The organism is Mucilaginibacter segetis (assembly GCF_016522075.1).
Classification (GTDB): domain Bacteria; phylum Bacteroidota; class Bacteroidia; order Sphingobacteriales; family Sphingobacteriaceae; genus Mucilaginibacter; species Mucilaginibacter segetis.
Map to the genome: position 1 here is coordinate 642,080 of NZ_JAEHFW010000002.1, position 22,798 is coordinate 664,877.

Genomic DNA, 22,798 nt, shown 5'->3' on the forward strand with positions numbered 1-22,798 from the left:
AACCTTTCGGCTTTTCACTCAAAAACGTACTTTTGCAAGATTTACAAAAAGGAATTATGCTTAGAACACATACTTGCGGCGAATTAACGATCAATAACTTAGGCGAAACCATAACACTTTGCGGGTGGGTGCAAAAATCCCGCGACTTGGGTGGTACTACATTTATTGATGTTCGTGACCGTTACGGGCTTACTCAATTGGTTTTAAATACCGAAACTAATGCTGATTTGCGAGAAGCAGGACGGCAACTCGGGCGCGAGTTTGTTATTAAAGTAACAGGAAAGGTGTTGGAGCGATCAAATAAAAACCTAAAAATTCCTACCGGCGAAATAGAGATAGCAGTTATCGAACTGGAAGTTTTAAATGCCGCTAAAATACCCCCTTTTTTAATTGAAGATGAAACAGATGGCGGCGAAGAGTTAAGAGCCAAATACCGTTACCTGGATCTGCGCCGTAACCCGATTCGTAATAATCTGGTGCTACGCCATAAAATGGCCCAGGAAATAAGGAAGTATTTAGACAGGCTGGATTTTATTGAGGTGGAAACTCCTGTGCTTATTAAATCAACGCCGGAGGGCGCCCGAGATTTTGTGGTGCCAAGTAGAATGAATCCAGGGGAGTTTTATGCTTTACCGCAATCGCCCCAAACATTTAAGCAATTATTAATGGTAAGCGGATTTGACCGTTATTTCCAGATCGTAAAATGTTTCAGGGATGAGGATCTTCGCGCCGACCGTCAGCCGGAGTTTACACAAATAGATTGCGAAATGGCTTTCATTACGCAAGAGGATATTTTGAACATTTTTGAAGGCATGACCCGCCATTTATTCAGTACAGTAAAAGGTATTGAATTAAGCGAATTTCCAAGGATGAAATATGCCGATGCCATGCGTCTTTATGGATCTGACAAACCCGATACTCGTTTTGAGATGAAGTTTGTTGAATTAAATGATGTTGTTAAAGGTAAAGGCTTTAGCATTTTTGATAATGCAGAGTTAATAATTGGTATAAACGCTAAGGGAACAGCTTCTTATACCCGTAAGCAAATAGATGAATTAACGGAATGGTTAAAGCGCCCGCAGATTGGTGCTACAGGGCTAATTTATTGCCGTTATAATACTGACGGTAATTTAAAATCGTCTGTTGATAAATTTTATAACGAGGATGAACTCACCAACTGGGCTGCTGCCTTTGAGGCAGAGCCGGGCGACCTTATGCTAATATTAGCAGGAGAAACGGACAAGGTGCGTAAACAAATGAATGAGTTGCGGCTGGAGATGGGTACACGTTTAGGTTTACGGGATAAAAATAATTTCTCTCCGCTTTGGGTATTAGACTTCCCGTTGTTGGAGTGGGACGAAGAAACAACCCGTTACCATGCAATGCACCATCCCTTCACTTCACCTAAGCCAGAAGATATCCCCTTGTTGGATACTGATCCGGGCAATGTACGGGCAAATGCTTATGATTTGGTAATAAATGGTACCGAAATAGGCGGAGGGTCTATTCGTATTCACGATCGTGCCTTGCAATCGCTGATGTTTAAACACCTGGGCTTTTCGCAGGAAGAGGCACAAAAGCAATTTGGCTTTTTAATGGACGCCTTCGAATATGGTGCCCCCCCGCATGGCGGTATAGCCTTTGGCTTTGATAGGTTATGTTCAATTTTTGCCGGGCTCGATTCCATCCGTGATGTTATCGCCTTCCCGAAAAATAATTCAGGTCGGGATGTGATGATCGATTCGCCTTCAGCCATCGCAGAGGCCCAAATGAACGAACTAAAAATTAAAACCACTGTATCAGTATCCTGATATAATCCGTTACTACTTACATGAAAAAATACATAATATTATTAACTATAGCGATTGTTGGTCTTGCATCCTGCAAAAAGGAAAAAACTGTAAGCGCTTCAGAACAAGCTGTAATTGACGATACTGCTATACAAACATATTTGGCAGCCAATCCAGACATTGATGCCACTAAAGATGCAAGTGGCTTATACTATCAGGTCATTACAGAAGGCAGCGGAGCAAATCCAACGGTTTCCAGTACAGTTACTGTAAACTATACCGGAAAGGTTTTGAATGGTAATGTTTTTGCAGAACCGTCTAACCTAACCAGTCCATTATCAGGATTAATAAAAGGCTGGCAAATAGGCATACCTCATATAAAAACAGGCGGCCGAATATTACTGATAGTTCCTTCAGGTTTGGCCTATGGCGCAACTTCTCCTGGTGCCGCAATACCGGCGAACGCTGTTTTAGTATTCACTATAGATCTGTTATCTTTTAATTAAAGAATACCTTATTTATATTTTATAAATAATATTGCAGAAAGCATTATCTTACTGTTCAAAAAATCAGTAATGAAAAAGCTTTCTGTTTTTATTTTATGCCTGTGTTCGTTATCCACTTTAGGGCAAAACACTGACCTGAAAAAATTAGTAAGTGATAAAGCAGATGCTTTAGAAAAACAAGTTATTATATGGCGACGAGATTTTCACGAACACCCTGAGTTAGGAAATCATGAATTCAGAACGGCAGGTATTATTGCAAAGTATTTGCAATCCTTAGGGATAGAAGCACATACCGGCATTGCCACTACCGGCGTGGTTGGTATTTTGAGAGGCAACAAACCAGGGCCGGTTGTGGCCTTACGTGCAGATATGGATGGTTTGCCAGTAGTTGAACGTACCAATGTGCCGTTTGCTTCTAAAGTACGAACAACCTATAATAATCAGGATGTAGGAGTGATGCATGCTTGCAGACATGATTCGCATATGGCCATACTAATGGGCGTTGCCGAAATACTTTCATCTATGAAGAATGAGTTGCATGGTACGGTGAAGTTTATTTTCCAGCCTGCTGAGGAGGGTGTAGAACCAGGAGAAAAGGGTGGTGCCGAAGAAATGGTTAAAGAGGGTGTTATGGAAAATCCTAAGGTCGACGTGATATTCGGCTTACATATAAACTCTCAAACAGAAGTGGGTAAGATTACTTACCGCCCCGGCGGCACTATGGCAGCAGTAAATGATATGCAAATTATTGTAAAAGGACGATCAGCGCATGGGGCCTATCCCTGGTCAAGTGTTGATCCTATTGTGGTTTCCGCCCATATCATTAATAACCTGCAAACTATTGTTAGCAGAAACGTTAATGTTACAGAAAACCCGGCGGTAGTTACCATAGGTTCTATAAACGGGGGTAATCGTTCAAATATCATTCCGGAGTCGGTGGAAATGCTGGGCACTTTAAGGGCGCTTTCAACAAGCGATGAAAAATTATTAATAGAAAAGGTGAAATTGATAGCCACAAAAACAGCAGAAGCCCAGGGAGCAACAGCCGAAGTAACTATACCTTACAGTAATCATTACCCCGTTACCTATAACGATCCGACCCTCACTGCCAAAATGCTACCCACTTTACAGGCAACTGCAGGTGCTGAAAACGTTGTATTACGCCCGCCGGTAACAGGCGCAGAAGATTTCAGTTTTTACCAGCAGAAAGTGCCTGGTATATTTTTCTTTTTAGGTGGAATGCCTAAAGGTGGCAATGCGTTTGCGGCCCCATCTCATCATACGCCTGATTTTTATATTGATGAAAGTGGGTTTACACTTGGCGTAAAAGCTTTATGTAATTTAACATTGGATTATATGGCTAATCCCAATTAAAAATCACGTAATAGATTTAACTAAATGTCGAACCTGCTTTTCATTTGTAGCAAAATCAATGGCGCGATTCTACTGCTGAACTTTTGTTTAAAAATCATCCTGAACATTCGGCCCGATCAGCGGGGACAAGCTCAAAGGCGCGGGTCCGAATCGGTCAAAAACTAATATATTGGGCCGATGAAGTTTTTGTAATGGAGTATAATACCGTGAGCTAATTAAGCGGGATTTCAATACCTTGCAAAAACCATTGATAGTTTTGGATATTGAAGATAATTACCAATTTAACGATCCTGAATTAATTGAAATATCAAAGAATTGCTTGCAAGCGTATTTGTAACAGAAAACCGGGTTTCAAATATGTCGTTTTGATATTTGCCCAAAGAGTACCAATTTCGCAGTCCGAATTCTGGTATAATAAATATGATCAATAATAGCAAAAAGATAGCGGCCGAACTTTCTGTAGCCGAAAAGCAAGTTAATGCAACCATCATTCTTTTAGATGAGGGAGCCACTGTTCCCTTTATTTCAAGGTATCGTAAGGAACTGACCGGAAGTCTCGATGAAGTACAGGTGGCGGTGATCCGTGACCGTGTACAACAACTCCGTGATCTGGATAAGCGTAGGGAAGCTATTCTGAAATCACTTACGGATATGTCTAAGCTTACCTCATTGTTGGAGCAGCAAATAAATGCTGCCGAAACAATGGTACAGCTCGAGGATATTTATTTGCCTTACCGGCCAAAACGGAAGACACGAGCAACTACGGCCCGTGAAAAAGGCTTACAACCATTAGCCGACCTGTTGATGGAACAGAAAAATACAGACCCGGAAAAAGAAGCCTCGAATTATATAGATGAGGAAAAGGGAATAGCCAATGCCAATGAAGCACTTGCAGGTGCAAGAGATATTATTGCTGAATATATTAGTGAGCAGGCAGATACCCGCGCTAAAATGCGCGATTTATTTACCGAAAAAGGAACTTTTCAATCAAAGGTTGCTGATGGGAAAGAACAGGAGGGCATAAAATATAAAGATTATTTCGATTGGTCAGAACCTGTAAAATCGGCACCGTCGCACCGTGTGTTGGCCATGCGCCGTGGTGAAAAAGAAGAGATTTTGTGGCTGGATATTAAACCTGCTGAGGAAGAAGCCATAGCCCTGCTGGAACGCGAATTTATTAAAGCCCGTAACGCTGCTGCTGAACAAGTTGCTTTGGCTATTACAGATGGTTACAAAAGGTTGCTCAAGCCATCTATGGAAACGGAAGTAAGGCTGCTTACAAAAAAACGCGCTGACGAAGAGGCTATACGAGTATTTGCAGAGAATGCCCGCCAGCTATTATTGGGGGCTCCGCTTGGTCAAAAAAGAATGATGGCCATTGATCCCGGTTTTCGTACAGGTTGCAAATTGGTTTGCCTGGATCAACAAGGCAAACTATTAGAAAACACAACCATATATCCCCATACTGGTGCAGGTCATGAAAAAGAGGCTGAGAAAGCCGTGCGTCACCTTTTTGAAAAATATAACGTCGAAGCCATTGCTATTGGTAATGGTACCGCAGGACGTGAGACGGAGCTATTTGTTCGTAACCTTAATTTGCCGGGTGTTATTATTGTAATGGTGAATGAAAGCGGCGCATCTGTCTATTCTGCTTCAGAAGCCGCACGTGAAGAATTTCCTGATAAGGATATTACCGTTCGTGGTGCGGTATCCATCGGCAGACGTTTAATGGATCCGCTGGCAGAATTGGTTAAAGTTGACCCTAAATCTATCGGTGTAGGTCAATATCAGCACGATGTGGATCAAAATAAATTACAAGCCTCGTTAGATGACACGGTTATAAGCTGTGTAAATGCCGTTGGTGTGGAACTGAATACTGCGTCAAAGCAAATTTTGGCATATGTATCTGGTTTGGGGCCACAACTTGCACAAAACATTGTAGAATATCGTAATCAGCATGGTGCATTTAAACGGCGGGATCAACTAAAAAAAGTAGCCAGGTTAGGCGATAAGGCTTTTGAACAGGCTGCAGGATTTTTGCGTATTCATAATGCTGATAATCCGTTAGACAGTAGTGCTGTCCATCCGGAACGGTATAATCTGGTTGAGCAAATAGCCAAAGATATGAACTGTAAAGTACGGGACCTGATGAACGACCAGCATCTGCGAAAATCTATCCCTTTACAAAAATATATATCCGATGCGGTGGGGCTCCCAACCCTTAATGATATTATAACTGAACTGGCTAAGCCTGGCCGCGACCCGCGTGAACAATTCGAAGCATTTAGTTTTACCGAGGGCGTTAATGCTATAAGTGATCTGAAGATAGGCATGAAACTGCCGGGTATTATAACTAATATCACCAATTTTGGTGCGTTTGTCGACATAGGTGTTCATCAGGATGGCTTGGTGCACTTAAGCCAGATAACCAACCGATTTATAAAAGATCCCAATGAGGTACTTAAGGTGCACCAAAAGGTTGAGGTTACGGTAACGGATGTAGATGTAAATCGCAAACGCATCTCACTTTCCATGAAAGAAAACGAGAAAAAGCAAGCAGAAACGCGCCCGCAAAAGAAGGCATTTTTACCAAAAACAAGCGCTAAAGCCCAACCCGAAACCGACATGCAAAACAAATTGGCTGCATTAAAAAATAAATTTAAATAAGTGTTTGTTTTTAGCTGCTGCTGCACAATTACTTGCATAGTTGAGTGGAGATTATATATCTATAAGGAAAATGAATATTTGGATTTGTTGATAATAGATTTTATCTATAAAGCATAAATAATATAGATTGAAGGGGATTGAAATTTATCATATCTTTGCAGATATAATAATAAAACATCAATTATGTTAACAATAGGACAACAATTCCCGAAATTTTCTAAAATAGCAGTAACAAGCCTTGAAAAAGGAAAAGAGTTTGAAACCATCACTTCAGACTTTTTGGTAAACGATGATAACGTTTGGACAGTAATGTTTTGGTGGCCAAAGGATTTCACTTTTGTTTGCCCGACGGAGATAGCTGAGTTTAATAAAAACTATGGTGAATTCCGCGATCGAGAAACTCGTTTAATAGGCGCATCAACCGATTCGGAATTTGTACACGCAGCATGGAGAAAACATCACGATGATCTGCGCGATCTTAAATTCCCGATGTTGGCTGACACTTCAAAATCATTAGCCGAAGAGTTAGGTATTTTAGAACCGAATGAAAAAATCGCTTACCGTGCTACTTTCATAATTGATCCTACAGGTATTATCCGTTGGGTATCTGTAAATGATTTAAATGTAGGACGTAACGTAAAAGAAGTTTTGCGTGTACTTGATGGATTACAAACTGACGAACTTTGCCCTTGTAACTGGGAAAAAGGTCAGGAAACATTAACTGTTTAATTTAATATTGATAAAAGTCCTCTGTACTATTAGGTGCAGAGGACTTTTTTTTACATCAAAATCTTATGAACGAAAGTACCGAAATAATACAAGAGCTTCTGCAAGGCATTAATTTAGATGCGGGATATAGAACAGCCAGTCTTTCCCTTTTGGAAAAAGGTGAATCCCGTTACCTCCGTGATTTTAAACTTAACCTTACCAGCACGTTAACATCAGCACATTTAGATAATAAGGAATGTGCGCTGATTGGTTTAAGTATTGCCATCAATAATAATAACCTGCCGCTTACTAATTTTTACACCAAATATGCCGAAGAACAGGGAGCTAGCCCTGCGGAAATAGGTGAAGTCGCCGGTTGTGCTTCCTTATTGGCATCAAACAATGTGTTTTACCGTTTCAGGCATTTTACACAAAAAGAAAAGTATAGTCAAATTCCTGCACGCATCAGGATGCAATTAATGATGAAACCCGTTACGGGTAAGGAATTTTTTGAATTGATGAGTTTGGCAGTATCTGCTGTTAACGGTTGTGAAATGTGTGTTAATGCACACGAAGACTCATTGATGAAACTAGGAACAACTGAAGAGAGAATATTTGATGCAGTTAGGATTGCCTCTTTAGTGACGGCCACAGGGAAAATAATTTTTTAAAATATTAGCAGTTGATATCTGTGATTGCTTTATGAAATTTAAATGAAATTAAATTTGGCTTTCTAAAATTAAAACCGCTAATTTTATAACTTAAGATTTTACACCCCCTGTTTCCATAATATTTACCAACTAAACGACTTGTGCAGCAGCGGGAAAAATAAATTTAATTGTTGATTTTTTGGAGAAGCCGTTCTGTTTGATAACAGAACGGCTTTTTTGTTAATGGGAATCTGTTTGTACTTTCATGTTTCTGCGGAACGGTTGCAAGTATAATAACGGGATAGAAAATAGCATTACCAAACCAGATACCCAATATGCGTCATCATAAGTTAATAATAGCGTTTGTTTAAGAACAGTACCTTCAATAGCCATATATGCCATATGTGTTGCATCAAGTAACGAATTACCTTTTGCCATAAAATTATGAACATATTGATCAAATCTCTGTGTAAATGCCGTGTTATACGGATTGATATTTGTAAGCAAATTACTTCGGTGAAACCCTTGTCTGACATGAATTATGGTGGTTAGCGCTGCAATGCCAAATGAACCACCTAACTGCCTCATCATGTTGTTTAAACCGGAACCTTGACCTATTTCAGGACCAGTAAGGTCGGCCATTGCCAATGTGGTTAATGGCACAAACAATAATGCCATACCTACACCCCGTATTACCAGTGGCCAAAAGAAATCATTTATACCTGTTGATAGCGTCGATTTGCTAAGCATGTGGGTAAACACATAAAATAAGAACATTCCTACTGTTGCCATAAACTGTGCAGGTATGCCTTTATTTAGCATTTTACCAATAAAAGGCATCATTATTATGGTACATAGTCCGCCTGGGAACAGAATTTCACCTGTTTGTTGCGGAGAAAAACCAAGCAGATTCTGGCAAAATATGGGAAATACAAAAACTGAGCCGTATAAGCCAAATCCTAATATGAACGAAGTAAACATACCCACTGTAAAACTTCGGTGCCGCATAATATTAAAATTCACTATCGGATGATCAGTACTTAACTCTCTCCAAATAAACAGTATGGTTCCAAGGATTGCGGTAATTGTTAATACTAAAATATAGCTTTTTGCAAACCAATCTTCCGACTCTCCTTTCTCTAAAATAGTTTGTAAACTACCCACAGCAACGGCTAATAAGGCAATACCCCACCAGTCAATAGGTTTTTTTTCATCCTTAGGCGTTTCCCGTACAAAAGTTATAGTACAAAATGCGGCAAGCGCGCCTACGGGTATATTTACATAAAATATCCATCTCCAGGCAAGGTGGTCAGTAATATAACCTCCTATCGTTGGGCCAACCGTTGGTCCTACAACGGCGCCCAAACCAAAGAGTGCTGTTGCAGTACCTATTTGTTCGCGGGGCCATGTCTCTAATAAAATAGCCTGGGCGGTGGATATTAAGCCGCCGCCGGCAAGCCCTTGTATTATACGAAACGCGATCAGTTCATTTAAACTGGTAGCATTACCGCATAAAAAAGAAGCAATAGTAAATACAACAATAGATGTCAGAAAATAATTCTTACGACCAAAGCGCCCGCCCAGCCATCCCGACATGGGTAAAATAATAACATTTGCAACAGCGTACCCTGTAACTACCCACGCAATATCTTCAAGTGTAGCACCAAGGTTACCCTGTATATCTGGCAGGGATACGTTTACTATTGTGGTATCAATAAGTTCCAGTAAGGAAGCTACAATAACAGTAATAGTAATTATCCATTTCTTAAAACCGGTCTCAGCCATGTTTTTTAGTCTTTAATTAATACAGAAACGTTTACGCTCATTCCCGGGCGTAGTTTAGCTAATTGTTCTTTGGTTCCATTTAATTTGATTTTCACAGGAACCCTTTGCACAACTTTTACGAAGTTGCCTGTGGCATTATCCGGAGGTAATAATGAGAATTTCGCACCAGTAGCAGGTGAAAAATTATACACGGTACCCTTTATGTCCATATCAGGATAGGCATCTACCTCAACATTTACTTTTTGCCCATTTCTGATGTCGTTTAATTGCGTTTCTTTAAAGTTGGCGGTTATGTAAATGCTGTTATCATTCACTATAGAAAACAACGTTTGCCCTGCTTGTACCAATTGTCCTACCTGTACGTTCTTTTTAGCAGCCAGGCCGCTCGCCGGTGCTTTAATATTAGTATAGGATAATTGAAGTTTTGCAAAATCAACGTCTGCTTGCTTTGCATTAACACCTTTGTTAGTAACTTTCAATTGATTACGTGTGGTGCCAACTTGTTCTACGGCAGCTTTATATTGATCTTGGGCTGCTTTATAATTTGCCTGAGCTACCGTTAAATCGGCTTTAGCCTGGTCAAATTGCTGACGTGTTACTGATCCGTCTTTAACCAGATTGGCGTAACGGTCGTAATCTTTCTGTACTTTATCTAAACGCGCCTTAGCAGAAGTTACTTCAGCTTTAGCACTTGCAGAATTAGCGGTTGTGGCATATATCTGTGATTGGCCTACGTTAACTCCTGCGCTTGCACCGGCTTGGGCTGCTTCAGCTTGTTCGAGTTTAACTTTATAATCTCTATCGTCAATTTTCACTAAAACATCGCCTTTATTTACATGGGTGTTTTCTTCAAATAAGATAGAATCAACGTAGCCTCCAACTCTTGTTACTACGGGGCTTATGTCTCCATCTATCTGCGCATCATCTGTATCTACGTGGTTACTGTAGTATATATATTCTTTTACACCAAAAATAGCTCCTACTATAAGTATGATCCCCAATACTATCGGGAGAACTTTATTTGGTTTTTTTTTGGTTTCTGTTGCCTGTGTTGCCATTGTTTTTATGTGTTGTATTATTTGTTAAGAGTTCCGGTTGATTTTAATAAAGTATAGTAAGCAAGCCCTGCGTCGGCTTTAGCCAGTTCAAGATTTATTTGGGCCTGATAAAGCAATGTTTGCGCGTCTGCCCGATCTGTTGCTGATGATATATTGCTTTGATATTTTGATTCCAATATTCTGTTATTTTCCTGTGCCTGGTTGATAGAAGTTTGCAGTAAGTTGATCTTATCCAGTGCTAAACGATAATTCTGATAGCTTTGATTTACTTCATTTTTAACATTATCTGTTGTAATACCTTTATTTATTATCACCTGTTCGCGTTCAATATTGGCTTCCGCTACTTTATTTTTATTGGTCCATAAACTGCCGAAATTCCACGATAAAGTTAAACCCACCGATATAGGTGTTATATAATGTCCGTTACGTGGAAGGGGATTTGCAGAAGCATCTACATAATAAGCGCTACCTGATGCAGCTAATGTTGGGATTGTATTAGCTTTTATATTGCTAATGTTATTTTCGGCCACTTTTGTGCGTAAATCCAACTGTTTTAATTCAGGTCGGTTAACCATTGCCGAATCCATATAAACAGATAATGGTTCTGCTGTTCTTTCCGCCTCTTTAATCTCTCCTATATTTAGCTGGGTGCCTTCAGGTAAACCCAGTAAAATATCCATATTATAATTAATTATGCGGCGGTTATTTTCAAGGTCGATGCCATTGAGCTGGATGTTTGAACGCTGTAATTGAAAGCGTAAAACATCATTCTTGGTTACCAAACCCTGATCAAAAAAACGTTGCGATTGTTTAATTTGTTGATCAATAGTAGCAAGGTTTTGATCTACAACTTTTTTGCTTTGCAAAACCTTATACAGGTTGTAATAAGCATTAATTATATCATAAGTGATCTGGTCTTTATCGTTTTCTGAATCAAGCCGGGCTACTTGAGTTAATAGTTCCGTAGATTCACGGGCGTACTTTAATTTATTACCTGCAAAAATAACCTGGCTTATTGATACGGTACCTAAATATGCATCGGCGCTTTTCGGTAAATTAAAGCTCTCATCCGGGCCTAAACTCAGGTGGTTAGCAGGTATTTGTGCACGATTATAACCATAACTTGCCTTTCCAGATGGCAGTGCGCTATCTTTAGCCTGGTTATATTGGGATATAGCCTGATCAACTTTTGCCTGTGAAAGTTTTAAAACTTTGCTGTTTTGCAGTCCAAGCGTAATAGCTTCATCAAGCGTGATGGTTTTTTCCTGCGCAGTAGCGGGATTTGTGAATAGCATTACCAGTATCAATATGGCAATACTACCCATTGCTTTAGCGGTGTTTTTTAATAGATAGGGTTTCAAGGGAGTATATTTATTTGTTGTCATTTTTAATTAACTAAGTAAGCTTTAAGAAGTCCTTTCATATAGGCTTTTAACCTTGGTTTAAGCAACTCTTCCTGTGCTGTCATGTCCTGAACATCATATCCCAGCAACAATGATGCAATGTGCGGCGTATTTACTACATAGTTTTTTGTACCAAACACCGTTGCTACTATCATATCAATATCGCAGGTATTATTAAATTCACCATTTTTAATACCACCGGTCAAAATGTTTCTGAATACAATTACATTTTGCATGATGATATTGGTTATTTTATCAGTTAATTCTGTTTTTTTAGTTTTTGATATTTCCCGGTGCAGCATTACATGAAAACAGTTGTTATTAACAACTTTGTCTACATAGCTATCTAAGTATTTTTCCAATTTACCCCAGGAACTGGATTCTTCATCATTGCCAATACCTAATAGTATTTTTTGGAACGAGGCAATTCGTCGTTCAAAAATGGCAAGAAACAACCCTTCTTTCGATCCGAAGTAATAATTTAACATAGCCATATTAACTCCGGCTTCACCAGAGATAAGACGAGTGGATGCACCATCAAAGCCTTTTTCGGCAAATACTTTTTCAGCTACATCCAGGATATGATCCTTTTTATCAATTTTCTCTTTTTCCATTTTATTTTTTGTCGCGCCGCAAAACTAATCAATCGTTTGATTAGTTTAAAATGTTTTTTGTTATTTATTGCATTTAATTGACATGTGTCGTTTATCATAACTTTTAAAGATAACCCTGAGTAAAAATTTACTTACGAAAGATATAAATGTGCTTGTAAGGGTCTGTTGCAGAATAACTTTTACAATATATTTGCCCTATGAAGCGTAGATTGCCAATAAGCCTGATCTTATTTTTTATTTTTAAGACTGTTTTTTCTCAAACAGCACCGTCGGCGGACATCGCCACTATTAAACAAAATTTAAAGAAAATGAACGTATTGGGGAGTGTGCTTTATATAGCAGCGCATCCTGATGATGAGAATACACGGCTACTGGCGTATCTGGCTCAGGAAAAACATTATCGGACAGGATATTTGTCCCTGACGCGGGGCGACGGCGGTCAAAATCTGATAGGTACCGAGCAAAGTGAACTATTGGGTTTGATACGTACACAAGAGTTACTGGCCGCACGCCGTACTGATGGCGCGGAGCAATTTTTTACAAGAGCTAACGATTTTGGCTTCTCAAAAGGGCCTGATGAAACCTTAAAGATTTGGGACAAAGACAAAGTGTTAGGTGACATGGTTTGGGTGATCCGTAAATTCAGGCCGGATGTGATGATATGTCGTTTCCCAACAACAGGCGAAGGGGGACATGGCCACCATACTTCATCGGCAATATTGGCACAGGAAGCATTTTCAGCCGCCGCCGATCCAAAACGTTATCCTGAGCAATTAAAATATGTGCAGACATGGCAGGCAAAGCGCCTTCTTTGGAATACTTTTAGTTTTGGCCGGATTAATACAACATCCCCCGATCAGTTCAAAATTAATGTAGGAGGATATAATCCTATTTTAGGAAAAAGCTATGGTGAAATAGCTGCGGATAGCCGAAGCAATCATAAAACACAGGGTTTTGGTTCCGCTAAACAACGTGGAGATGCTTTTGAATATTTTAAAACTATCTTAGGGGACGCCCCCAAAATAGATTTGATGGATGGGGTTAAAACCACCTGGGATCGTGTGAAAGGCGGGGATGAAATAGCCGCACAGCTAAAAATAATTACAAATAATTTTGATGATGATGCTCCGGAAAATTCTGTTAAGCCTTTGATTACCCTGCTTGGCAATATTGAAAAAATACCTGACACTTATTGGAGAGAACAAAAATCTATAGCAGTAAAAGAGCTGATTGCCGCCTGCTCTGGTTTATGGTTTGAGGCATACACGGCTGAACCGGCATACGCTGTTGGTGACAGTGCCGATGTACAACTACAAATAATAAATAGAAGTAGTGTAAACGCTGCTATTAAAAGTATTAGCTCAAGTGCGGATAAAAGGTTTAAAACATTAAACGAAGATCTGCCAAACAACCAATTAAAAACGGTTAACTTTAAAATAAAGACGGAAAAAATATCGCAACCTTATTGGCTGGAATCACCGCATGGTATTGGCAGTTACACTATAAATGATGATATGAAGGTGGGTAATCCGGAGAATCCGGATGCCTTATCCGTTTTGTTTGAATTCGTAGTGGATGGTAAGGTAATTAACATCAGCCGTAAATTAGTGTATAAATATGTAGATCCGGCGCGTGGGGAAATTTATCAACCTTTAGAAATAACCCCACCCGTAACTGCAAATATTGCGGATAAAGTTTATATTTTTAATAGTACACAGCCGCAAAACATAAAAGTAAAATTAAGGAGCTTTACTGATGCCGCCGGCGATATAAGTATCAAGCCGCTTAATGGATGGAAAATAACACCTGAAAAAATAAACTTTACAGGAAAGAAAAAGGGTGATGAATGGACCGTGAACTTTACTGTTGAACCAACCAACAGTAAATCCAATACAAGCGTTTTTGAAGTGGTAACTAAAGCTAACGGGCAATCATTTTCTAAGGGAATACAACATATTAATTATGAGCATATACCCAATATCACACTATTCCCACCTGCCCAGGCAAAACTGGTTAATATTGATTTGAAGATAGCCGGTAAAAAGATTGGATATATACAGGGCGCTGGTGATTTGATCCCCGAAGCCTTAAAACAAGTTGGTTATGACGTACATGATTTAACCGAAAATGAAATACTTAATTCCGATCTTTCAGAGTATGATGCCATTGTTACCGGTGTGCGGGCTTATAATGTAAATGAACGATTGGTTTATGAACAACCCAAATTATTACAATATGTTAAAAACGGCGGTAACCTGGTTATTCAATATAATAAAAACACCGACCTGGTTACTAATAATATCGGACCCTATCCGTTAAGAGTAGTAAACGAACGCGTAACTGATGAAAATGCGGAGGTAACCATTTTGGACAAGCAAAATCCAATATTTAATTATCCAAACCATATTTCTCAGGACGATTTTAAGGGATGGATACAAGAACGCAGTATTTACATGCCGCAAACAACAGATCCGCATTATCTGTTATTATTGCAAATGAATGATGCTGGTCAGACACCCCAAAAAGGTTCTTTAATAATTAGCCATTATGGAACAGGGCGGTATATTTATACCTCATTGGTGTTTTTCAGGGAACTCCCTGAAGGTGTACCGGGAGTCTATCGTTTATTCATTAATTTACTTAGTAAACCTAAAAATAGTAATTGAATTAGGCATCAACGATTTAAACGTTTAAATTTGTATCATTATTAAATAAGAATAGCATGTCAAATCATCACGAAGAAGAAAAAAGTTACGATTACATATACTACCTGGTAGCGCTTGTTTGCGGTTTATTTACAGGCGGTATAGTTGATAAAGGATTTATATGGATACCGGTAGGTGGCGTTCTGGGATTATTAACCGCAGCATTTTTCCTTAATGTATTAGTGAAGGGGCGTGGCGAAAAGGCCTGAAAGCGGTCTGCCCCCATTTATTCATAGCTGGAACCAGTTTTACGGCATTGTTGTCGTGTGGCTGGTTTTTTTAATTTTTATATTTTGGCTCATTACAAATTATTTTGAATGAGTTTGACCGATTGGATAGTTTTAGGCTGCACCTTGTTTGCAATTGTAGCCTATGGCGTTTGGAAAAGCGGCAGCAACAAAAATATAGGTCAATATTTGGGCAATCGTTCCTTACCCTGGTATCATGTCGGGCTTTCGGTTATGGCTACTCAAGCCAGTGCTATCACATTTCTTTCCGCACCGGGACAAGCCTATAGCGATGGAATGCGTTTTGTTCAGTTTTATTTTGGTCTTCCTCTGGCCATGATCGTATTATGCGTAACCTTTGTTCCTATATTTCATAGGTTAAAGGTATATACAGCATACGAATTTTTGGAGAAGCGGTTTGACCTGAAGACCCGTGCACTAACCTCATTTTTGTTTTTGACACAGCGTGGTCTTTCAACAGGTATAACCATATATGCACCGTCCATTATTTTATCGGGTATATTACATATCAATACTACCTATACCACCCTTTTTATAGGTGGCTTAGTGTTGTTTTATACCGTTTATGGAGGAAGCAAAGCAGTATCCTACACGCAATTGTTGCAAATGAGCATAATTTTCACCGGAATGTTTTTGGCTGCAGTTTTTATAGTGATATTATTACCCGACAATATCGGTTTTGTTAAAGCCATAAAACTGGCCGGAAATATGGGTAAAATGAATGTTATTGATTGGAAATTTGATCCGGACAACCGTTATACAATATGGAGCGGAATTATTGGTGGGTTCTTTTTACAACTATCATACTTTGGTACCGATCAAAGTCAGGTAGGAAGATATTTGACAGGTAGTTCTATAGGACAAAGCAGGTTGGGACTTATTATGAACGGTTTGGTGAAAATACCTATGCAATTTTCCATATTGTTAATAGGGATTTTGGTATTTAGCTTTTATCAATTTAATCGCCCTCCAATATTTTTTAATAATTACGAGGTTGATCAAGTGAAGCAAAGCTCCTATGCAGACCAGTATAATGCTTTGGAAAAGCAATACGTTAAAGCATTTGATCAAAAAAGGAACAAAGCCAATGATTTGCTGGAGGCTATTGACGGGAATGATAAAAGGATTATCGCAGAAACCCGTAATGAACTTGAAGTTGCTAACAAACAAGCAGGTAAAATAAGAAATCAGGCTATTGCTGTTATTAAAAGAAATAATCAGGATGCCAATACCGACGATACCAATTACGTATTCCTCACCTTTGTGACCCACTATTTACCCCGGGGATTAATAGGGTTGTTAATCGCGATCATTTTCTTAGCATCCATGGGCTCAACATCAAGCGCTTTAAATTCATTAGCGTCAACCAGTGTGGTTGATATTTATAAACGTATAATTAACCCCAACGCTACTGATAAAAACTATGTATTGGCGACACGGCTTGCAACGGTTATATGGGGAGTTGTTTGTATAGGAATGGCCTTATATGCAAGTAAAATAGGTAACCTGCTGGAGGAGGTTAACAAATGGGGGTCTTATATATATGGCACTATATTGGGCGTTTTTATAGTTGCTTTTTATGTAAAGAAAATAAAGGGGACACCGGTTTTTTTAGCCGCGATAATTACAGAAGTATTAATATGTGTTTTAGGGTATTTGGAAGTTGTTGCCTACTTGTGGTTAAACGCAATTGGCTGTATAGCAGTAATAGTTATTTCGGCCGTAATAAATAAATTCTATAAGCCACATAATTATCAGCTAGCAAAATAAAAGAGCGACCCCATTAAGGATCGCTCTTTTATTTTGGGGCCCGTAAAAGTTATTTGTTTTTTGCCTGTTCAATAACTGCGTTATTTAAACGAGCATATTCATCATCATTACTGGCGTTAGCAAGGCGTACACCTTCTTGTGCGGTTGCTATAGCTGCACTTTTATTACCCATTTTCAACTGAATACGTGCTTTCCATAATTTAAACCAGGGAGCCTTGGGTTCTTCTTTTTCTGCTTCTAATGCCCATTTCATAGCCTTGTTTAGGTCCTTATCGTTTTCGTAATAATATTGTATAGCATTGAAATAGGGTTTATTAACGCCTTCCATTAACTTATCAATGTTTTCGGTTATTAAGGCATCGTCATCGGTTTTTAAATTGATCTTAACCGCCGTATGATCCCACACCATGTAAAGATCGTTTGATTTGGTAGTAGCATTGGCAAACTGCATGGTAAAGGTTTCCCTTTTTTCATTTACTTTAATGGTCTTTACTTTAAAGCGAACCAGATCATCTGCTTGCTTATAACTGTAAGCACCCCATTGTTTGGCTGTTTTATTTAATATAATAGTCCATTCATCAGGTTCCGGAATGGTAAAAAGAGAGTAAGTACCTGCCGGAACATTATGACCTTCAATAATTACATTCTCTGTAAATGTGATAATAGTTGCCGCATTGGCACCTGTGCGCCAAACTTCACCAAATGGATTTATACCACCGAATATTTTACGGTCTTTTACATTCGGCCGTGAATATGTTATGGTGATTTTCCCTAATCCAAAATCTTGTATTATGGTTTGGGTTGAACTGGCCTCGGGTATACGTGGTTCGTCCTGTGCGTAAGTGATAAAGGTAAAACAAGTAAATAAGAATGTAAACAGGTATAAAAGATGTTTCTTCATGACATGTAATTTACTCTAATATAATAATTGTAAAATGAATTTAAAGTGAAAGCGAGTAAAGGCGTTATTTCATCAGCATAAAAAGGTCCGGTTCTTGCGCACCGGACCTTTTTGCTATAGAAAATTTACTTTTTTTCAGGCATTAATATCAATTTAATAAGATTGCTGCCATTTAAATATTTACTGGCCGTCTCTTTGGTACTTTGAACTGTTATTTGATCAAGGTTCTTAACATGGCTTAATATCTCGTCCTGATTTTCGCCATTTTGAGAGGTCGCGCCTAAATATCCTGCCCAAAAAACATTTTCTTTTAATTGCACCTGTGTTGAACGGGCTTCTTCAGCTATAAATTTTTGGATGTCGGCAGGCTCCGCACCATTTAACTTTAATTTATTTATCTCATCCATCGTTGCGGCAATCAGCTTATCAACATTCTCTGCTGCACAGGTAAAGTATATAGTGATGCTATATCTTGCTGAAGGATTTTTTACATAGCTTGCTCTTACCCCTGGCGAATAAACACCACTTTCCTGTTCGCGGAGGCGTTCAGTAAGCTTAATATTTAATACTTCCTCTAAGGCATCCATCTGTATATTATTAGCTTCGTTATATTGGTAATTCCCGCTAAAAACCAACTGAACGGTACTTTTATCATCAATGCCTTTATATACAGTTTTTGTTAACTGACCTGCAGGCGGGTGTATATCTAAATCTTTAAAGGTTTCATTACGGTGTGTTGATGGTAAACCGCCTAAATATGCTTCCAAAACAGGTTTTATAAGTTCAGGGTCAAAGTTACCTACAATGGTAAAAGTAAAACCGCTTGCATCAGCAAATCGTGCCTTAAAAAAATCAAAGGCTTTATCTAAACTGGCTGCCTCTAAGCGGTCCTCAGTAGTTACCATGGCCCTGAAATTATTGTTGCTTAAGGTTGCAGCTATCGTATCCTGGAATACGCTTCCGGGGTTTACTCCGCGTGTTGCCAATATTGATTTAGTTTGGTTTATAGAACCCTTCCAAATATCGGCGTCTTTACGCGGATCAGTAAAATATAGATAAATAAGCTGCATGGCAGTTATTAAATCGCGGGGAGTAGTGTTTGCGGATATACCCTGTGTAATTTCACTGATATAAGGTGAAACCCTCACATTCTTATCACTTAACATTTTATCCAACTGGCCTTGGTTGAAATCGGCAATACCACTACTGCTTATTATAGAAGAAGCCAAATTAGCTGAGGTAAAATCGGCATCGCTTGCAAGTGATGTGCCTCCAAAGCTATAACCGTTGATTAAAATCTGATCGTTTTTAAAATCAGTGGGTTTTAATATAACTTTTACACCGTTACCCAATGTAAGTGTAGTTGTCCCAATTGCTTCGTCTTTAGTTTCACTAACAATTTTTGATCCCGCAGGAACTTTATCCATTAATGGTCTTGAAGTTACGTTATCTACATATGCAGTAACATTTGCACCTGCAGTATTCACCCAGCTTAATAATGTCTTCTCATCCGGCAACTTATCCTTTTCCTTGTCAGGAGCTTCAACAATAATTACACGGTTTTGGTCGCTTATGAATCTGGCCGCCATAGCATTCATCTCATCAACTGTTATTTTGTTGATATTGCTTGCATAAAAAGTGTATTCATAACTAATCCCGGGGATTGCCTCTCCTGTTAAAAAGTTTTGTTGGTACTCCCTTACATAGTTGGCCGAATTTGTTTTGTTACGTTCGTTATACATGTTTTGCACCTGTAACAAGGCAGCCTGTTTTGCGCGCTCGAGCTCAGTTAAGGTGAAGCCGAATTTACGGGCTTGTTCTGTAGCCGCTACTATTGTTTTTAATGCCTTCTCTAATTCACCGGGCTTTGCCACAACTACCGAAGAAAACGCATCCTGTTTGCCAAGTAATGATGCGTAATTGGCCCTTCCATATAAAAAAGGAGGTTCGGGTTTGCGTTGTAGCTCATTTAAGCGTTCATTTAGCATGTAATTAAAAAGATTAATACGGATACTTTCCATATAATCAGTAGCTGTTCTTACAACCTTTTGCGGGTGTTTTACTATTATTTGAGCAAGTGTATAGGGAAATTCCGCGTCAGTTGCAAACTTCACTACAGTACCCGGGGTTGGTGGAACAGTATATTCGGTTCGGGGCTTCTCAGGCGACGGGTTTTTTAATACCGAGAAGTTATCCTTTATCAACTGCTCTACTTCTTTCACATTGAAATCACCTACAGCAATAACAGCTTGCAGATCCGGGCGATACCAATCGTGATAAAAACTTTTGATAGTGGCGGCGTCAAATGTTTTAAGAATATCTTCTTTACCGATAGGTAAGCGTGAGGCATATCTCGAATTATTTAAGATTACCGGCAGGGTTTGCATACTTAATCTTTCCTGAGCATTTTTCCCTCTGAGACGTTCCTCTTCCAAAACAACGCCACGTTCCTTATCTATTTCTGTTGGATCAAAGGTTAGGTAACCCGCCCAATTAGCCAAAATATTAAATCCATTTTTAAATACCGCTGCGCTATCGGTTGGTACCGGCAGTTGGTATACTGTTTCATCAAAAGAAGTGTAGGCATTAAGATCTGCCCCGAATTTTACCCCGGATTTTTGGAGAAAATTTACCAGTTCATTTTTAGGATAATCACGTGTGCCATTAAACGCCATGTGTTCGGTAAAGTGTGCAAGCCCTTGTTGTGCATCGGTTTCTAATATAGATCCCGCTTTATTCACCAGATAAAGCTCGGCGCGATTCTTTGGCTGCTCATTATGCCTGATATAGTAAGTTAAGCCATTAGGTAATTTACCTATTACTACATCCGGATCAAGCGGAAGTATATCTCCTTTGATCTGCGCGACAGCGGAGACCGGTTTTTGTTTTGGCGAAGGGGTTGGCTTTTTTTTTACCTGTGCAAATGCACCGCTCGCTGCAATAATAAAGGCTAATGCCGTTACAGAAAATTTTCTGTTGATTGTCATAAATTAAAAAGGGTTAATTCACAAAGTAGTGAAAACGAAATATATAGTTTTAAATTGTGTTGTTATTCTTTAAAAGCAGCCTGTAGCATTGCCTGTAATTCAGCCTGATGGCTTTGAACGGCTTGCTGGCCAAGCAAAGCGCTCTTTTGAAATAATATTGCTTGCTTTGAGTTAAGTTTTCTACCTAAGGGTGTATTGTAAAATGCGGTAAGGTCTTTAAGCTCCTTTTCAGTAAACTCTTGGGCATACAAGCTGGCCAGTTGATCTTTCAAAATATCCCAACTAATGTATTTGTTCATAAACTTATTCATCACATCAATAAAAACAGGCTTTTTATCATCAGGAAGTTTTGAACTGGCTTGATCTACAAGGGTGGATATGTTAGTTTTAAAAAGGGTATCCGCTCCAGATGATTTTAACATATCCTCCGCTGCTTTTAAATGAGCAGGAGTAATATTGACGGTTTGTGCTTTAATTGCAGTGGAAAATAGCAGTAATGCTATAATGATTTTAAATCTCATGTCCTAAATTTTTATAAATATCTTCCGAAGATACAATACCCGCATTACCAGCCATAATATTAATACAATAAAAATTGCTCCGGCGAGCGATGCGTTTATTGGTGAAAAGAACGGGACAAACAAAGTTTGATAAATAGATTTGCCACCAAAAGTTATTAAATTTAAGTAGTGCGGAATAAAGCCCGATAGAACATAGGCTGTAATGGCATTAACACCAAAAACTACAAAAGGATAGGTAAAGCGCTTATGGCCTTGTACATCTATTAACCAAAAACATAATGCTAAACCCACAGTTGCCAGACCACCGGCATATAATACAAATGAGCTTGTCCATAGTGCTTTATTAATAGGAAAAAACAAATCCCAAAATAAGCCTAATATTGTGGCCAATACCCCATAAGTAAACATCCAGCTTACTTTAACACTATTCTCTTTGTCTTTCCTTTTCAGCCAGGTACCTACACGTATACCAAAAAGCCCGGTTCCAATTGCAGGGATAGTTCCTAATAAACTTTCCGGATCCCATGTGCGCGACGATTGCCATAAATGGTCCGGCGTTAATATCAAGCGGTCGAGCCAGGCTCCCATATTGGTTTCGGGGTTAAGGTTGGCATAACCAACTCCCGGAACCGGAACAAAGTTCATGAGTATATAATAACCAATAAGCACACCGGCAAATATCCAGTCGCGTGTTTTTTGCGACGTTTTCAAGTATAGTATGGTACAGATAAAATAAACTAAAGCTATACGGGGAAGCACTCCGGGTAACCGCAGATGGCCTAAATTAAAATCCCATCGTAATATAATTTGAGTTAACCAGGTAATACCTATCAAAATAAGCGTCCTGCGTAAAGCAGTAAGTATGATTTTAGACTGACTAGCCCCGGCTGCTTTTTTACTTTCCATGGCATATACAATGGATACACCTACCATAAACAGGAAGAACGGGAATATCAGGTCGGTAGGTGTGCAACCGTTCCATTCTGAATGTTCAAGTGGGGTATAAATATGTCCCCAGTCACCTGGATCATTTACCAATATCATGGCGGCAATGGTAATTCCGCGGAATACATCCAGAGAAAGAAGGCGGGCAGATTTAGTTGAATTCATT

Annotated in this window: 17 protein-coding genes; 9 read left to right on the forward strand and 8 right to left on the reverse strand. The window is 39.1% G+C overall.

Features of this window, described 5'->3' with window-relative positions; translation table 11 throughout:
• Positions 1–56: 56 nt before the first annotated feature.
• The 6 genes from aspS to I5M19_RS12550 all read left to right on the forward strand — a co-directional run bounded on the left by aspS (position 57) and on the right by I5M19_RS12550 (position 7,716).
• Positions 57–1,811 carry an aspartate--tRNA ligase gene (aspS, locus tag I5M19_RS12525; protein ID WP_200066670.1) on the forward strand — a complete coding sequence of 585 codons (1,755 nt, stop codon included), beginning with the start codon at positions 57–59 and terminating at the stop codon, positions 1,809–1,811.
• A 20-nt stretch (positions 1,812–1,831) separates the two neighbouring features.
• Positions 1,832–2,296 (forward strand): FKBP-type peptidyl-prolyl cis-trans isomerase, encoded by a 465-nt coding sequence (locus tag I5M19_RS12530; RefSeq protein WP_200066671.1) that lies wholly within the window; start codon positions 1,832–1,834, stop codon positions 2,294–2,296.
• Between the two features lie 69 nt (positions 2,297–2,365).
• Positions 2,366–3,670 carry an amidohydrolase gene (locus I5M19_RS12535; RefSeq protein ID WP_200066672.1) on the forward strand — a complete coding sequence of 435 codons (1,305 nt, stop codon included), beginning with the start codon at positions 2,366–2,368 and terminating at the stop codon, positions 3,668–3,670.
• Between the two features lie 420 nt (positions 3,671–4,090).
• Complete coding sequence (locus I5M19_RS12540) at positions 4,091–6,337, forward strand: Tex family protein (RefSeq protein ID WP_200066673.1); 2,247 nt, start codon at positions 4,091–4,093, stop codon at positions 6,335–6,337.
• Positions 6,338–6,520: 183 nt separating this feature from the next.
• Positions 6,521–7,066 carry a peroxiredoxin gene (locus tag I5M19_RS12545; protein WP_200066674.1) on the forward strand — a complete coding sequence of 182 codons (546 nt, stop codon included), beginning with the start codon at positions 6,521–6,523 and terminating at the stop codon, positions 7,064–7,066.
• A 65-nt stretch (positions 7,067–7,131) separates the two neighbouring features.
• A complete protein-coding gene (locus I5M19_RS12550; protein ID WP_200066675.1) occupies positions 7,132–7,716 on the forward strand; it encodes a carboxymuconolactone decarboxylase family protein in 585 nt (194 codons plus the stop codon).
• Between the two features lie 219 nt (positions 7,717–7,935).
• Here the strand turns inward: I5M19_RS12550 and I5M19_RS12555 are convergent, their stop codons facing one another.
• From I5M19_RS12555 to I5M19_RS12570, 4 genes are read right to left on the reverse strand one after another with little or no spacing between them, the layout of a single operon-like run.
• Positions 7,936–9,480 carry a DHA2 family efflux MFS transporter permease subunit gene (locus I5M19_RS12555; protein ID WP_200066676.1) on the reverse strand — a complete coding sequence of 515 codons (1,545 nt, stop codon included), beginning with the start codon at positions 9,478–9,480 and terminating at the stop codon, positions 7,936–7,938.
• Positions 9,481–9,485: 5 nt separating this feature from the next.
• On the reverse strand, positions 9,486–10,538 hold the full coding sequence (locus I5M19_RS12560; RefSeq protein ID WP_200066677.1) for an HlyD family secretion protein: 1,053 nt from the start codon (positions 10,536–10,538) through the stop codon (positions 9,486–9,488).
• Between the two features lie 17 nt (positions 10,539–10,555).
• Positions 10,556–11,923, reverse strand: coding sequence for a TolC family protein (locus tag I5M19_RS12565; protein ID WP_235985836.1), 1,368 nt, complete (start codon positions 11,921–11,923; stop codon positions 10,556–10,558).
• A gap of 2 nt (positions 11,924–11,925) precedes the next feature.
• Positions 11,926–12,555, reverse strand: coding sequence for a TetR/AcrR family transcriptional regulator (locus tag I5M19_RS12570; RefSeq protein ID WP_200066678.1), 630 nt, complete (start codon positions 12,553–12,555; stop codon positions 11,926–11,928).
• A 197-nt stretch (positions 12,556–12,752) separates the two neighbouring features.
• Between I5M19_RS12570 and I5M19_RS12575 the strand changes: the two genes are divergently transcribed.
• The 3 genes from I5M19_RS12575 (at position 12,753) to I5M19_RS12585 (ending at position 17,278) form a co-directional block, all read left to right on the forward strand.
• A complete protein-coding gene (locus tag I5M19_RS12575; protein ID WP_200066679.1) occupies positions 12,753–15,221 on the forward strand; it encodes a PIG-L family deacetylase in 2,469 nt (822 codons plus the stop codon).
• Positions 15,222–15,277: 56 nt separating this feature from the next.
• Complete coding sequence (locus I5M19_RS12580; protein WP_200066680.1) at positions 15,278–15,469, forward strand: hypothetical protein; 192 nt, start codon at positions 15,278–15,280, stop codon at positions 15,467–15,469.
• A 108-nt stretch (positions 15,470–15,577) separates the two neighbouring features.
• The gene (locus tag I5M19_RS12585; protein WP_200066681.1) at positions 15,578–17,278 is read left to right on the forward strand and encodes a sodium:solute symporter; all 1,701 of its coding nucleotides are present in this window, start codon (positions 15,578–15,580) and stop codon (positions 17,276–17,278) included.
• A 49-nt stretch (positions 17,279–17,327) separates the two neighbouring features.
• Here I5M19_RS12585 and I5M19_RS12590 read toward each other — a convergent pair whose 3' ends face one another.
• The 4 genes from I5M19_RS12590 to I5M19_RS12605 all read right to left on the reverse strand — a co-directional run bounded on the left by I5M19_RS12590 (position 17,328) and on the right by I5M19_RS12605 (position 22,797).
• Positions 17,328–18,179 carry a DUF2911 domain-containing protein gene (locus I5M19_RS12590; protein WP_200066682.1) on the reverse strand — a complete coding sequence of 284 codons (852 nt, stop codon included), beginning with the start codon at positions 18,177–18,179 and terminating at the stop codon, positions 17,328–17,330.
• A gap of 125 nt (positions 18,180–18,304) precedes the next feature.
• Positions 18,305–21,166 carry a M16 family metallopeptidase gene (locus tag I5M19_RS12595; protein WP_200066683.1) on the reverse strand — a complete coding sequence of 954 codons (2,862 nt, stop codon included), beginning with the start codon at positions 21,164–21,166 and terminating at the stop codon, positions 18,305–18,307.
• Between the two features lie 62 nt (positions 21,167–21,228).
• Positions 21,229–21,687, reverse strand: a complete 459-nt coding sequence (locus I5M19_RS12600) for a DUF2059 domain-containing protein (protein WP_200066684.1) — start codon at positions 21,685–21,687, stop codon at positions 21,229–21,231.
• A 3-nt stretch (positions 21,688–21,690) separates the two neighbouring features.
• Positions 21,691–22,797 (reverse strand): acyltransferase family protein, encoded by a 1,107-nt coding sequence (locus I5M19_RS12605; protein WP_200066685.1) that lies wholly within the window; start codon positions 22,795–22,797, stop codon positions 21,691–21,693.
• Position 22,798 lies beyond the last annotated feature (1 nt).